Source organism: Streptomyces sp. NBC_01537 (genome assembly GCF_045040445.1).
GTDB lineage: Bacteria > Actinomycetota > Actinomycetes > Streptomycetales > Streptomycetaceae > Actinacidiphila.
Genome location: NZ_CP109392.1, coordinates 3,078,463 through 3,091,556 on the forward strand (window position 1 = coordinate 3,078,463; position 13,094 = coordinate 3,091,556).

The window sequence follows — 13,094 nt, forward strand, 5'->3', positions numbered from 1 at the left end:
CTCAGCCCTCACCCAGCAGCTTGCCGTCCGAGGTCTCGAACTGCTTCTTGAACTCCGCGACGGCCTCGGTGAGGGCGTCGACCGTCTCGTCCGGCAGCTTGCCGGTCTCGACGATGGCGGTGAGCAGGCCCTTCTGCTCGCGGTGCAGGTAGTCCAGCAGCTCGCGCTCGAAGCGGCGGATGTCCACGACCGGTACGTCGTCGAGCTTGCCGGTGGTGCCGGCCCAGATCGAGACGACCTGGTCCTCGATGGCGAACGGCGCGTACTGGCCCTGCTTGAGCAGCTCGACCATGCGCTTGCCGCGCTCCAGCTGGGCCTTGGAGGCCGCGTCCAGGTCGGAACCGAAGGCGGCGAAGGCCTCCAGCTCGCGGTACTGGGCGAGGTCCACGCGCAGGCGGCCGGAGACGCCCTTCATGGCCTTGATCTGGGCGGAGCCACCGACACGCGAGACCGAGATACCGACGTTCAGCGCCGGGCGCTGGCCCGCGTTGAACAGGTCGGACTCCAGGAAGCACTGGCCGTCGGTGATGGAGATGACGTTGGTCGGGATGAACGCCGAGACGTCGTTGGCCTTGGTCTCGACGATCGGCAGACCGGTCATCGAGCCCGCGCCCAGCTCGTCGGAGAGCTTCGCGCAGCGCTCCAGGAGGCGGGAGTGCAGGTAGAAGACGTCACCCGGGTAGGCCTCACGGCCCGGCGGGCGGCGCAGCAGCAGGGACACGGCGCGGTAGGCGTCGGCCTGCTTGCTCAGGTCGTCGAAGACGATCAGGACGTGCTTGCCCTGGTACATCCAGTGCTGGCCGATGGCCGAACCGGTGTACGGGGCGAGGTACTTGAAGCCGGCCGGGTCGGACGCCGGAGCCGCGACGATCGTCGTGTACTCCAGGGCGCCGGCCTCCTCCAGGGCGCCACGCACGGACGCGATGGTGGAGCCCTTCTGGCCGATGGCGACGTAGATGCAGCGGACCTGCTTCTTCGGGTCGCCGGAACGCCAGTTGTCGCGCTGGTTGATGATCGTGTCGACGGCCAGCGCGGTCTTGCCGGTCTGGCGGTCGCCGATGATCAGCTGACGCTGGCCACGGCCGATCGGGGTCATCGCGTCGACGGCCTTGAGGCCGGTCTGCATCGGCTCGTGCACCGACTTACGGGCCATGACGCCGGGAGCCTGGAGCTCCAGCGCGCGGCGGCCGTCGGTCTCGATCTCGCCGAGACCGTCGATCGGGGTGCCGAGGGGGTCGACCACACGGCCGAGGTAGCCCTCACCGACGGCGACGGACAGCACCTCGCCGGTACGGGTGACCGACTGGCCCTCTTCGATGCCGTTGAACTCGCCGAGGACGATCGCACCGATCTCGCGCTCTTCGAGGTTGAGGGCGAGACCGAGGGTGCCGTCCTCGAACCTCAGCAGCTCGTTCGCCATCGCCGAGGGAAGGCCCTCGACCTTCGCGATGCCGTCTCCGGCCTCGCTGACCGTGCCGACCTCCTCGCGCGAGGCGGCGTCCGGCTTGTACGACTGGACAAAGTTCTCCAGCGCGTCCCGGATCTCCTCCGGCCGGATCGTAAGCTCCGCCATCTGGGTTCCCTGCTCTCCTTGTTGGGCCCGAAGTCTTCTTCTTACGGCCCAACTCGGGCCGCGGCTGTGCTCTATGTAAAAACGAGGCTGCTTGAGTTGGTGGCTGCTCAGCCGGCCATCCGCCGGGCCGCCTCGTCGAGACGGTCCTGGATGGTCCCGTTGATGACCTCGTCGCCCACCCGAACGGTGATCCCGCCGAGGACGGTCGGGTCCACGTCGAGGTTCAGGTGCACCTGCCGGCCGTACAGCTTGGCAAGCGAGGCGCCGAGGCGCTGCTTCTGCTGGTCGCTCAGCGGAACCGCCGAGACCACTACCGCGACCATCCGGTTACGGCGCGCCGCGGCCAGCCTGGACAGGGCGTCGATCCCTGTCTCCAGGCTACGGCCTCGCGGGTTGGTCACCAGGCGGACCACGATCCGCTCGGTGACCGGGTTGGCCCGGCCGCCCAGCAGCTCGCTCAGCAGAGAGGCCTTGGCCCCGTGCGACGCGGCCTTGTCGGACAGCGCCGCCCGCAGCTCACTGCTGCCGGTGACGATCCGGCCGAACCGGAACAGCTCGTCCTCGACCTCGTCCAGCGCGTTGCCGCGCTGCGCCGCGATCAGGTCCGCGCCGTAGGACAGCTCCTCCAGCGCGTCCGCCAGGTCACGCGAGCGCGACCAGCGGGACCGGACCGTGCCCGACACCAGGTCGAGTGCCTCGCCGCCGATCTGGCCGCGCAGCACCTGCGCGGCCAGGCCGGCCTTGGCCTCGCCGGACTTCGCCGGGTCGGTCAGGGCGCGGCGCAGCGAACCCTCGCGGTCGAGCAGCCCCGTGACGGCGGCCAGCTCGTCGGCGAGCTGCTCCGCGTCGACGGACGTGTTGTCCGTCAGCGCGTCCAGCCGCTCGCGCGCGGCGGCCAGTGCCTCGCGGCTCGCGCCGTTCATCGAGCCGCCTCGGCCTTCTCCTCAAGCTCATCGAGGAAACGGTCGATCACACGGCTCTGCCGGGCGACGTCGTCCAGCGACTCGCCGACCAGCTTGCCCGCCAGGTCGGTGGCCAGCTGGCCCACGTCCTGACGCAGCGACTGCGCGGCGGCCTTGCGGTCGGCCTCGATCTGGGCGTGGCCGGCCGCGACGATGTCCTCGCGCTGGCGCTGGCCCTCCGCACGCATCTCGGCGATGAGCGCGGCGCCCTGCTCCTGCGCCTCCTGACGGAGACGGTTCGCCTCGTGGCGGGCCTGGGAGAGCTGTTCCTTGTACTCGGCAAGGGTCCGCTCAGCCTCGGCCTGGACGGCCTCGGCCTTCTCGATACCGCCTTCGATGGCCTCGCGGCGCTCTTCCAGAACCTTGTTGATGTTCGGGAGAAGCTTCTTGGCAAGGAAGCCGAAGACGATAACGAAGGCGATCAGGCCGATGACGAGCTCTGGGATCGGCGGGATGAGGGGGTTTTCCGCCTCCTCGGCCGCCATCTGTACCAGAGGGTTCACATCAGTGCCTTTCGTCTATGGGGCTGGTCGTCGTTGTTCGTCAGCTGTAGACGAACGGCATGACCAGACCGATGAGGGCGAGCGCCTCACAGAAGGCGAAGCCCAGAATCTGGTTGGCGCGGATCAGGCCGGCAGCTTCGGGCTGGCGGGCGAGCGCCTGGGTGCCGTTACCGAAGATGATGCCGACGCCGACGCCGGGGCCGATGGCCGCGAGGCCGTAACCGACGGAGCTGATGGAGCCGGTGACGGCGGCAAGGGTCTGAGACATGCCGGTTCTTCCTTCTCTTTCAAGGACCGGTGGGGGTTGGCCACCGGGCGTCTGTGGGTCTGTGGGTCTGGGTGAGGGTGCTCAGTGGTGCTCGGCGAGAGCACCCTGTACGAAGCTGCAGGCCAGGAGGACGAAGACATACGCCTGGACGGCCTGGATGAAGAGTTCGAAGGCGGTCATGACGATGACCATCACGAACGAGACGCCGGCGTAGGCGATGCCGATGCCGTTCAGCAGGTACCAGCTGGCGATGGTGAACAGCAGCAGGAGGGTGTGGCCCGCGAACATGTTGGCGAAGAGCCGGACCGCGTGCGTGAACGGGCGGACGAGGACGTTCGAGAAGAACTCGATCAGCACCACGAGCGGCAGGATCCCGCCAAGCGACTTGTCGTAGCCGGTGATGTTCTTGAGGCCGCCCACGAAGCCGTGCTTCCTGAACGTCAGGCTCATCCAGAGGACGTAGACGATCGCGGCGAGCGCGGCCGGGTAGCTGATGATCGCCGTCACCGGGAACTGGGCGAGCGGGATGATCGACCAGAGGTTCATCATCCAGACGAAGAAGAACAGCGAGACCATCAGGGGGACGTACTTCTCGCCCTCCTTCTTGCCCAGCGTCTCGTAGACGATCCCGCGGCGTACGAAGTCGTACCCCGCCTCGGCGACCATCTGCAGCTTGCCCGGGACGACCTTCGGCTTCGCGAACGCGGCCCAGAAGAAGCCGACGATGACGAGCGTGCCGAGCAGGGCCAGCAGCATCGTCTTGTTGAAGTAGAAGTTGCTGTCCGCGTCTCCGAAGATCGGCTTGAACAGGAAGGAGTGCAGGCCGGGGCCCGGGAAGCCGCACCCGTCGAAGATGTGACAGTTCGTCTCAAGGGCGAGCGTCGTTACATCACTCACCATGAGCTCCTTCAGCGTGGCGCATAGGTACGGCAACCTCGATGTGTCGGCGCGGCATGCAGCCACGGAACGGCACTGGACTGGTCTTGCAGATATGGGGGCGGCGGCTGGGCGCTGGGCCGGGGGGCCGCGCAGGCATGACTACCGCCCGCGCCAGCTCTGCCGCAGTTGAGACGGGACGATAGCAAACGAGCGAAGGCCCGCTCACACCGGCCCCGGGCTTCACGACGGAGACCTGGACGAATCCGGCTCCACATACAGGATCTTCGCCTTCATATGAGCACGGGCCTGCGCCGCGATCCACACGAGGGTCGAGGCGAGCAGCGTGAACGCGAAGGCCTTCGTGTTGAACAGCGTGGTGTGCTTGAAGACGGCGAGGAAGACAGCGATCAGCAGGATCTGGGTCGTGTAGAGCATCAGACCCATGGCCTGGAACAGATGCGGGAACTGGCGGGCGGTCCGCTGGAGAACCACCAGGCCGATCGCCATGAACGCGACCACGATCACCACGCCGAAAGCAGCGCCGAGCACACCCTTGCCGCCCGCGAGGGCAGCACTGACAGCGGCCGCGACCACACCCGTTACGGCTGTGGGTACGGCGCAATGCAGGAGCATTCGGACGTCGTTGGACTGCATGGCGGCAGCTCCTCCGGCGAGGTGTTGGGGAAAACGTTCAGTCGTCTTAAGGACGAGCGTAGCCCGGGGCGGAGGGCGCGCCTCACGCCGGAAGACCGTCGCACTGGGTCTTTCGGCTTGTTTCCGGGTTCTCGTGAACGGTATCACAAACTATTTGATGAGGTCTTTACTCAGTTCGTGTGCAAGTCGTCACACTAGAGGAGTACTCCGCTCACCTGAGCGGGCTAATGAGAGTGTCAGCGCCGGCTCTCGGCCGGTTGACGATCCGCGGCCGCCCGCCCCGGCAGCAGCGCCCGCTCGCCGACGGCGGTCGCACCGTTGACGCCCGGTGCCTGGCCCGACTCGACCAGGGCGATCGCGGCGGCCTGCGCCTCACGGCTGGCACGGCGGTAGCGGGGCGGCACGAAGGACTCGGCCCAGCGCGGGGCGCGGGGGCGGAAGCGGGGGAAGAGAAGGGCGACCAGGCCGGCGGCGCTCAGCGCGATGACGGCCAGGACGATCCACAGGCTGGAGGAGTTGACCGAGAAGGCGACCGCGCCGAAGGAGATCAGGGCGGCCCAGAAGTACATGATGAGCACGGCCCGGCTGTGCGAGTGGCCGATGTCGAGCAGCCGGTGGTGCAGGTGGCCGCGGTCGGCGGAGAAGGGCGACTGGCCGTTCCACGTACGGCGCACGATCGCCAGCACCAGGTCGGCGGCCGGGATCGCGATGATGCTCAGCGGGAGCAGCAGCGGCATGTAGACCGGCACCATGAAGTGCGTGGTGGCCCGGGCCGATCCGGTGACGTCGGTGATGGCGTCGGGGTCGACCTGGCCGGTGATGGAGATCGCGGCCGAGGCCAGGACCAGGCCGATCAGCATCGAGCCGGAGTCACCCATGAAGATCCGGGCGGGGTGGATGTTGTGCGGCAGGAAGCCCAGGCACATGCCGATGAGAACGGCGCTGAAGAGGGTGGCCGGGGCGGCCTGGTCGATGCCGTAGCCGTACCACATGCGGTAGGCGTACATGAAGAACGCGATGGCCGCGATGCAGACCATGCCGGAGGCCAGACCGTCCAGCCCGTCAACGAAGTTGACGGCGTTGATGGTGATCACCACCAGCGCGACGGTGAGCAGCGTGCTCTGCGCCTGGGACAGCGAGACCGTGCCGACGCCGGGCACCGGCAGGTAGAGGATCGTCAGGCCCTGAAAGACCATCACGCCGGCGGCGACCATCTGCACGCCGAGCTTGATCAGCGCGTCCACGCCCCACTTGTCGTCCAGTACGCCGAGCAGCCAGATCAGCCCGGCGCCGGACAGCAGCGCGCGCGGCTCGTTGGACAGCTCGAAGACGCTCCGCAGGTTCTCCAGATGCGACGCCACCAGCAGTCCCGCGCACAGGCCGCCGAACATGGCGATACCGCCGAGGCGGGGGGTGGGTTCGCGGTGGACGTCGCGCTCGCGGATCTCCGGCATGGCGCCGGCCGCGATGGCGAACTTCCGCACCGGTCCGGTCAGCAGGTAGGTGACGGCGGCGGCCACGCAAAGGGTCAGGAGGTACTCACGCACGCCGTACCTCCAGCTGCAGGGTTGGGCAGATCCTCACAGCGACACACCCTAGTGGCCTCCGGTCCGAGACCGTGCACCCTATCCCAGCGGGCTGTGCCCGCAAAGGTTTGGACGTCCGGTGGGTGCCCATGGTTGTACGACCTGCGGATTTCTGCCGTTGTCCACGGATGTTTACGGATGTCTACGGGTACGGCGGGAATCCCTCGACCAGCTCCGCCACCCGCTGGGCGATGCCGCGCTCCTCCCGTACCGCCCGCGCGATCAGCTCCGCGACCTGCGGCATCTCCCCCGCGCCCATGCCCTGTGTGGTCACCGCCGCCGTGCCCAGGCGGATGCCGGAGCCGGCCGAGCACGGCTGCGTGTCGTACGGAAGGGCGTACTTGTCGAGCACGATGCCCGACGCCGCGCAGCGGCCCCTCGCCTGCGCGCCGGTCGCGCCGAGCGGGGACACGTCCGCGGTGATCAGGTGGGTGTCCGTACCGCCGGTCGAGATCCGCATGCCCTGCGCGGCCAGCGCGTCCGCCAGCGTGGCGGCATTCGAGGTCACCTGGTGCGCATACGCCGCGAAATCGGGGCTCGCCGCCTCCCCGAGGGCCGCCGCCTTGGCCGCGATGGCATGCATGTGCGGGCCGCCCTGCGAGAACGGGAACACCGCGCGGTCGATGCGCTGCGCGAGGTCCGCCCCGCACAGGATCAGCCCCCCGCGCGGCCCGCGCAGCGTCTTGTGCGTCGTCGCGCACACCACGTCCGCGTACGGCACCGGGTTCGGCGCCGCCCCGCCGGCCACCAGGCCGAGGGTGTGGGCGGCGTCGACGATGAGGTACGCGCCGACGTCGTCGGCGATCTCGCGGAAGACGGCGTAGTCGATGTGCCGGGGGTACGCGATCGAGCCGCACACGATCGCTTTCGGGCGGTGCTCGTGGGCGAGCCTGCGGACGGCGTCGTAGTCGATCAGGTCGGTCTCGCGCGACACCCCGTATCCGACGATGTGGAACCACCGGCCGGAGAAATTCGACTCCGAGCCGTGCGTGAGGTGCCCGCCGTGGGCCAGCGCCATCGCCAGGACCGTGTCACCGGGCACGAGAAGGGCCGCGTAGGCCGCCAGGACGGCCGAGGAACCGGAGTACGGCTGAAGATTCGCGTGCGCGGCTCCGAAGAGGCGTGTGGCCCGCTCAATGGCGAGCCGCTCGGCCAGGTCGACGAGCTCGCAGCCGGCGTGGTGGCGGGCGCCCGGGTAGCCCTCGGCGTACTTGTTCGCGAGCGGTGAGCCGAGGGCGGCCAGCACGGCGGGGGACGTGAAGTTCTCGCCCGCGATGAGCTGCAGGCAGTTGCTCTGCCGCTGCACCTCGCCGAGGATCACGTCGGCCAGCTCCGGATCCTGCGCTCTGAGCTGCGCCATGCCGGTGCCGGCGGCCCAGGCGGTGTGCGCTTCGGTTTCCCTGGTCGGCATCATGGCTCGGCGCTCCGGGGTGACGGGGAATCTCCCCCACCACTGTGGCACCGATGCGGCCCGCGCGCCCGCTTCGGCGGGGCGCAGCGGTGAACCGTTTATGCGGTGGGGGCCGGGACGCCGGTGAGGGCCGTGACGACCGGGTCCAGGGCCGTGTGGATCTCCTCGCCGATCGAGCGGAAGAACGTGAGCGGCGCGCCGTACGGGTCGTAGACCTCGTCGGCGTCGGCCGTGGGGGCGAGCAGCCAGCCGCGGAGCGCGGCGGCGGCGCGGACGAGGGAGCGGGCGCGCTCGGTGACGCCGCCGTCGTCGGGGAGGGTGGCCGGGTCTATCGCGCGGACGAGGCGGGTGAATTCCTTCAGGGTGAAGGTGCGCAGGCCCGCCGCGTGGCCCATGGAGATGACCTGGGCGCGGTGGTCGCGGGTGGCGGTGAGGACCAGGTCGGCGTTGATGACGTGCTCGTCGAGGAGCTCGCGCCCGGTGAAGCCGACGGGATCGGCCGCGTACTCGGCGAGGACGGTCGCGGCGTGCGCCTCCATGGGGGCGCCCTCGTGGCCCCATGTGCCGGCGCTCTCCACGAGGATCCCGGCAGCGGCGTCGCCGAGCCGCCGGGTGAGCTCATGACGAGTCAGCCGCTCGGCGATCGGCGAGCGGCAGACGTTGCCGGTGCAGACATGGAGGATGCGGAATACGTCATCGCTCTGGCCCGGCAGGCCAGGTATCAACTGCTGACCTCCAGGTCGGGCACGACCTCCCGGAGCTGGTCGGCGCTGATCGCACCCGCCCGCAGCAGCACCGGCACCTTGCCGGTGACGTCGACGATCGACGACGGCACGGCGGCTGGCGTGGGCCCGCCGTCGAGGTAGATGGCGACGGAGTCACCGAGCATCTCCTGGGCCGCGTCGCAGTCCTGCGGAGACGCGTGGCCGGTGAGGTTCGCACTGGAGACGGCCATCGGGCCGGTCTCGGTCAGCAGCTCGATGGCGACCGGGTGCAGCGGCATCCGGATGGCGACGGTGCCACGGGTGTCGCCGAGGTCCCACTGCAGCGACGGCTGGTGCCGGGCGACCAGCGTGAGCGCGCCCGGCCAGAAGGCGTCGACGAGCTCCCAGGCCTGCTCCGAGAAGTCGGTGACCAGCCCGTGCAGGGTGTTCGGGGAACCGACGAGCACCGGCGAGGGCATGTTGCGGCCGCGCCCCTTGGCCTCCAGCAGGTCACCGACGGCCTCGCTGTTGAAGGCGTCGGCGCCGATGCCGTAGAGGGTGTCGGTGGGCAGCACGACGAGCTCGCCGCGGCGTACGGCAGAGGCGGCTTCGCGCAGTCCGGCCGCGCGGTCGGTCGCATCCGAGCAGTCGTAACGCCGTGCCATTAGCTGACCTCCATGAACGGGTGCGCCGTCGTCACGGCGTCGCCTTACGGGCTGTGGTCCTGCAGTCTTCCGGGGGGCAACCCCCGTACCCCCGGCATTCGAGCCCGGGGCGGGCCGGCGACATCATGGCGTCGCCTTCCGTGCGGTCGTGAACCTGGGCCGTTTGTTCAGGTCAGGATGGTCCGCGGCGTCGGCCCAGCCCGCGTCCTCCTTACTGCAATCTCCCGGGGGATAACCCCCGGACCCCCAGCATTCAAAACGGTGGGCGGCCGGAATGATCATGGCGTCGCCTTCCGTGCGGTCGTGAACCTGGGCCGTTTGTTCAGGTCAGGATGGTCCGCGGCGTCGGCCCAGCCCGCGTCCTCCTTGAAGATCCAGGGGACCTGGCCGCCCTGGGTGTCGGCGTGTTCGATGACGACGACGCCACCGGGGCGGAGCAGGCGGTGGGCGGTGCGCTCGATGCCGCGGATGGTGTCGAGGCCGTCCTCGCCGGAGAAGAGGGCGAGTTCGGGGTCGTGGTCGCGGGCTTCGGGGGCGACGTACTCCCACTCGGTGAGGGGAATGTACGGGGGGTTGGAGACGACCAGGTCGACCTGGCCGTTGAGGTCGGGGAAGGCGGTGAGGGCGTCGCCGTGCCGGAGGTCGACCTTGCTGCCCTGGGTGTTCTTGCGGGCCCAGACCAGCGCTTCCTCGGACAGCTCGACCGCGTGGACGCGGCTGCGCGGCACTTCCTGGGCCAGCGCCAGCGCGATCGCGCCGGAGCCGGTGCACAGGTCGACGATCAGCGGTTCGGCGACGTCCATGGCGCGCACGGCGTCTATCGCCCACCCGACCACGCTCTCGGTCTCGGGCCGCGGCACGAAGACACCGGGGCCGACCTGCAGCTCCAGGTAGCGGAAGAAGGCGCGGCCGGTGATGTGCTGGAGCGGCTCCCGGGCCTCGCGGCGGGCCACGGCCTCCCAGTAGCGGGCGTCGAAGTCGACGTTGGGGACGGAGTGCAGCTCACCGCGCTTGACCCCGTGCACGTACGCGGCCAGTTCCTCCGCGTCGAAACGCGGGGATGGCACGCCGGCGTCGGCCAGCCGCTGAGTCGCTTGCGCGACTTCGGCGAGCAGCAGGTTCACGTTCGTCCTCTCCTGAGCCATGTCCTCAACCGCTGGACGGGCTGAATGTCTTACTGGGCAGCGGCCAGCTTCGCAGCCGAGTCGGCGTCGACGCACGCCTGGATGACGGCGTCGAGGTCCCCGTCGAGGACCTGGTCCAAGTTGTACGCCTTGAAGCCGACCCGGTGGTCCGAGATGCGGTTCTCGGGATAGTTGTACGTACGGATGCGCTCGGAGCGGTCCACGGTCCGGACCTGGCTGCGGCGGGCGTCGGAGGCCTCGCGCTCGGCCTCCTCCTGGGCGGCGGCCAGCAGCCGGGAGCGCAGGATGCGCATGGCCGACTCCTTGTTCTGGAGCTGGCTCTTCTCGTTCTGGCAGGAGACGACCAGGCCGGAGGGCAGGTGCGTGATGCGCACGGCGGAGTCGGTGGTGTTGACCGACTGGCCGCCGGGGCCGGAGGAGCGGTAGACGTCGATGCGCAGGTCGTTCGGGCCGATCTCGACCTCGACCTCGTCGGCCTCGGGGGTGACCAGCACGCCGGCGGCGGAGGTGTGGATGCGGCCCTGCGACTCGGTGGCGGGCACGCGCTGGACGCGGTGCACCCCGCCCTCGTACTTCAGGCGGGCCCAGACGCCCTGGCCGGGCTCGGTGGCACCGTTGCCGCCCTTGGTCTTCACGGCGACCTGGACGTCCTTGTAGCCGCCGAGGTCGGACTCGTTGGCCTCGATGATCTCGGTCTTCCAGCCGGCCCGCTCGGCGTAGCGCAGGTACATGCGCAGCAGGTCGCCCGCGAACAGCGCGGACTCCTCGCCGCCCTCCCCCGCCTTGACCTCGAGGATCACGTCCTTGTCGTCGCTGGGGTCGCGCGGGACGAGCAGCAGCCGCAGCTTCTCGGTGAGCTCCTCGCGCTGCTTCTCCAGCTCCTTCGCCTCGGCGACGAAGTCGGGGTCGTCGGCCGCGAACTCGCGGGCCGTGTCGATGTCCTCGCCCATCTGCCGCCACGACCGGTACGTACCGACGATGGGGGTCAGCTCGGCGTAGCGCTTGTTGAGCTTGCGCGCGTTGGCCTGGTCCGCGTGGACCGCCGGGTCGGCAAGCCGCTTTTCGAGGTCGGCATGTTCGCCGATGAGTTCCTCGACCGCCTCGAACATCTGGAATCCCTGCTTACTGCTGCTGAAGGCTGAAGGGTGGAAGGGCCGGGACGACAAAGCGCCGGTCCGGCGGCCCGGCATGAACCGGGGCCGCCGAGAACCGGCGCTTGTAGGTCGCTACTTCTTCGCGGCGCCCTTGCCGAAGCGGGCCTCGAAGCGGGCCACACGGCCGCCCGTGTCCATGATCTTCTGCTTGCCCGTGTAGAACGGGTGGCACGCGGAGCAGACGTCGGCGCGAATCACGCCGCTCTTCTCGGTGCTGTGGGTGGTGAACGAGGCGCCACAGGTGCAGGTGACCTGGGTCTCCACGTACTCCGGGTGGATTTCGCGCTTCAAGGGATGCTCCTAGTTTTCGGGAGGGTCCCGGGTCGTGAGGCGGGTTTGCGTCACGTGAACCGGGGCCGACGTACCAGTCTGCCAGGACCGGCCGTATCTCCCAAAACGAGAGGCTGCCTCCGGCTATTCCCCGGGTCCGGGACGGGCCCTCACGAGGCGCTCCTCACCACACCGGCGGTGTCACCGCTGTCTCCGGCGGAGCCGGATGTCGCGTTCTTGGGGATCGGCTTGTCCGCGAGCAGCGCCGCCCAGACCTGCTTCGCCTTCGCCTTGAGCGGCACGACCCGGTTGTGGTCGGCCGGGTCGTAGGTGACCGGCATCGTCACCATGCTGACGCGCTTGGACGACAGTCCCTCGACGCTCTGGGCGAGGCCGACGAGGTCGCCCACCGAGGCGAGGTCGGAGTCGGTGGTGATGGCGCCGGTGGCGGTGTCGCCGACCTTGAAGAGCTTGGCGGGGCTGGTGAGCAGGCCGAGGCTGTCGATGCGGTCGATGAGCGCCTTGACGAAGGCCTGCTGGAGCTTTATCCGGCCGAGGTCGCTGCCGTCGCCGACGCCGTGGCGGGTACGGACCAGGCCGAGGGCCTGCTTGCCGGTGAGGGTGTGGGTGCCGGCCTTGAGGTGGAGGTGGCTGTCGTCGTCGTCGATGTCCTGGGCGGTGGTGACCTTCACGCCGCCGAGGGCGTCGATGAGGTGCTCGAAGCCGGTGAAGTCGACCTCGACGTAGTGGTCCATACGGATGCCGGTCATCGATTCGACGGTCTTGACGGCGCAGGCAGGCCCGCCGACGGCGTACGCGGTGTTGAACATGACGCTCTTGGCGGCAGCCTTACCGGCGCAGGAGGGCCGGGCGACGAGGGTGTCGCGGGGGATGCTGACGACGGTTGCCTTCTTGTGGCCCTTGTAGATGTGCACGATCATCGCGGTGTCCGAGCGGGCCGTGCCGTCGTCGTCGCCTCCGCCGGCCTTCTTGTTGGCGCCGGATCGGGAGTCGGAGCCGAGGACGAGGATGTCCATGGAGCCGTTGTCGAAGTTGGTGGGGCGGTCGGTGCCGAGCGCGCCGTTGATGTCTACGCCCTTGATGTTCCCGTTGAGCTTGACGTAGATGTACCCGGTTCCGGTGAGGGCCAGCAGAACGGCCACGGCGGCTGTCCAGGCGGCCACGCGCAGCGCCTTGCGGCGGGGGGCGGCATGCTCATTCGGCTGCGTCATGGGCTCCTCTGTCGTCAGGCCCTGTCCGGGCGATCAGGGCCGGGCCCTCGACGCCTGACACGGCACCTCGCGGCGTTGCCGAAAAGCC

The 13,094-nt window shown here is 69.3% G+C and carries 14 protein-coding genes; all 14 read right to left on the bottom strand.

Annotated features, from left to right (window positions below; translation table 11 throughout):
- Position 1: 1 nt before the first annotated feature.
- The 14 genes from atpA to OG607_RS14100 all read right to left on the bottom strand — a co-directional run bounded on the left by atpA (position 2) and on the right by OG607_RS14100 (position 13,006).
- Positions 2-1,573 (bottom strand): F0F1 ATP synthase subunit alpha, encoded by a 1,572-nt coding sequence (atpA, locus tag OG607_RS14035; protein WP_405723115.1) that lies wholly within the window; start codon positions 1,571-1,573, stop codon positions 2-4.
- A gap of 107 nt (positions 1,574-1,680) precedes the next feature.
- Complete coding sequence (locus OG607_RS14040) at positions 1,681-2,496, bottom strand: F0F1 ATP synthase subunit delta (RefSeq protein ID WP_405723117.1); 816 nt, start codon at positions 2,494-2,496, stop codon at positions 1,681-1,683.
- Positions 2,493-3,020, bottom strand: a complete 528-nt coding sequence (locus OG607_RS14045) for a F0F1 ATP synthase subunit B (protein ID WP_405723119.1) — start codon at positions 3,018-3,020, stop codon at positions 2,493-2,495. Before OG607_RS14045 ends, OG607_RS14040 begins: the two co-directional genes overlap by 4 nt.
- 58 nt (positions 3,021-3,078) lie before the next feature.
- Complete coding sequence (gene atpE, locus OG607_RS14050) at positions 3,079-3,306, bottom strand: ATP synthase F0 subunit C (protein WP_405723121.1); 228 nt, start codon at positions 3,304-3,306, stop codon at positions 3,079-3,081.
- 81 nt (positions 3,307-3,387) lie between these two features.
- Entirely contained in the window at positions 3,388-4,206 is an 819-nt protein-coding gene (gene atpB / locus OG607_RS14055; protein WP_405723123.1) for a F0F1 ATP synthase subunit A, read from the bottom strand.
- 219 nt (positions 4,207-4,425) lie between these two features.
- Positions 4,426-4,839 carry a hypothetical protein gene (locus OG607_RS14060; RefSeq protein WP_405723124.1) on the bottom strand — a complete coding sequence of 138 codons (414 nt, stop codon included), beginning with the start codon at positions 4,837-4,839 and terminating at the stop codon, positions 4,426-4,428.
- Between the two features lie 236 nt (positions 4,840-5,075).
- The gene (locus tag OG607_RS14065) at positions 5,076-6,386 is read right to left on the bottom strand and encodes an MraY family glycosyltransferase (protein ID WP_405723126.1); all 1,311 of its coding nucleotides are present in this window, start codon (positions 6,384-6,386) and stop codon (positions 5,076-5,078) included.
- Between the two features lie 181 nt (positions 6,387-6,567).
- Entirely contained in the window at positions 6,568-7,836 is a 1,269-nt protein-coding gene (gene glyA, locus OG607_RS14070) for a serine hydroxymethyltransferase (protein ID WP_405736755.1), read from the bottom strand.
- 98 nt (positions 7,837-7,934) lie between these two features.
- Positions 7,935-8,561, bottom strand: a complete 627-nt coding sequence (locus OG607_RS14075; RefSeq protein WP_405723128.1) for a protein-tyrosine-phosphatase — start codon at positions 8,559-8,561, stop codon at positions 7,935-7,937.
- Positions 8,558-9,205: an L-threonylcarbamoyladenylate synthase gene (locus tag OG607_RS14080; protein ID WP_405723130.1), complete on the bottom strand. Its 648-nt coding sequence runs from the start codon at positions 9,203-9,205 to the stop codon at positions 8,558-8,560. Before OG607_RS14080 ends, OG607_RS14075 begins: the two co-directional genes overlap by 4 nt.
- A 278-nt stretch (positions 9,206-9,483) precedes the next feature.
- Positions 9,484-10,329, bottom strand: coding sequence for a peptide chain release factor N(5)-glutamine methyltransferase (gene prmC / locus OG607_RS14085; RefSeq protein ID WP_405723132.1), 846 nt, complete (start codon positions 10,327-10,329; stop codon positions 9,484-9,486).
- 50 nt (positions 10,330-10,379) lie between these two features.
- Complete coding sequence (gene prfA, locus OG607_RS14090) at positions 10,380-11,459, bottom strand: peptide chain release factor 1 (RefSeq protein WP_405723134.1); 1,080 nt, start codon at positions 11,457-11,459, stop codon at positions 10,380-10,382.
- Positions 11,460-11,576: 117 nt separating this feature from the next.
- Positions 11,577-11,795, bottom strand: a complete 219-nt coding sequence (rpmE, locus tag OG607_RS14095; RefSeq protein ID WP_329312123.1) for a 50S ribosomal protein L31 — start codon at positions 11,793-11,795, stop codon at positions 11,577-11,579.
- A 149-nt stretch (positions 11,796-11,944) separates the two neighbouring features.
- Positions 11,945-13,006 carry an LCP family protein gene (locus tag OG607_RS14100; protein ID WP_405723136.1) on the bottom strand — a complete coding sequence of 354 codons (1,062 nt, stop codon included), beginning with the start codon at positions 13,004-13,006 and terminating at the stop codon, positions 11,945-11,947.
- Positions 13,007-13,094: the final 88 nt, after the last annotated feature.

Bases quoted from the DNA above. Each gene is read 5' to 3' on its own strand.
- OG607_RS14060 (WP_405723124.1), bottom strand. From the start codon at position 4,839: ATGCAGTCCAACGACGTCCGAATGCTCCTGCATTGCGCCGTACCCACA.
- atpB (WP_405723123.1), bottom strand. From the start codon at position 4,206: ATGGTGAGTGATGTAACGACGCTCGCCCTTGAGACGAACTGTCACATC.
- glyA (WP_405736755.1), bottom strand. From the start codon at position 7,836: ATGCCGACCAGGGAAACCGAAGCGCACACCGCCTGGGCCGCCGGCACC.
- OG607_RS14080 (WP_405723130.1), bottom strand. From the start codon at position 9,205: ATGGCACGGCGTTACGACTGCTCGGATGCGACCGACCGCGCGGCCGGA.
- atpE (WP_405723121.1), bottom strand. From the start codon at position 3,306: ATGTCTCAGACCCTTGCCGCCGTCACCGGCTCCATCAGCTCCGTCGGT.
- OG607_RS14100 (WP_405723136.1), bottom strand. From the start codon at position 13,006: ATGACGCAGCCGAATGAGCATGCCGCCCCCCGCCGCAAGGCGCTGCGC.
- prfA (WP_405723134.1), bottom strand. From the start codon at position 11,459: ATGTTCGAGGCGGTCGAGGAACTCATCGGCGAACATGCCGACCTCGAA.
- atpA (WP_405723115.1), bottom strand. From the start codon at position 1,573: ATGGCGGAGCTTACGATCCGGCCGGAGGAGATCCGGGACGCGCTGGAG.
- OG607_RS14045 (WP_405723119.1), bottom strand. From the start codon at position 3,020: ATGGCGGCCGAGGAGGCGGAAAACCCCCTCATCCCGCCGATCCCAGAG.
- OG607_RS14040 (WP_405723117.1), bottom strand. From the start codon at position 2,496: ATGAACGGCGCGAGCCGCGAGGCACTGGCCGCCGCGCGCGAGCGGCTG.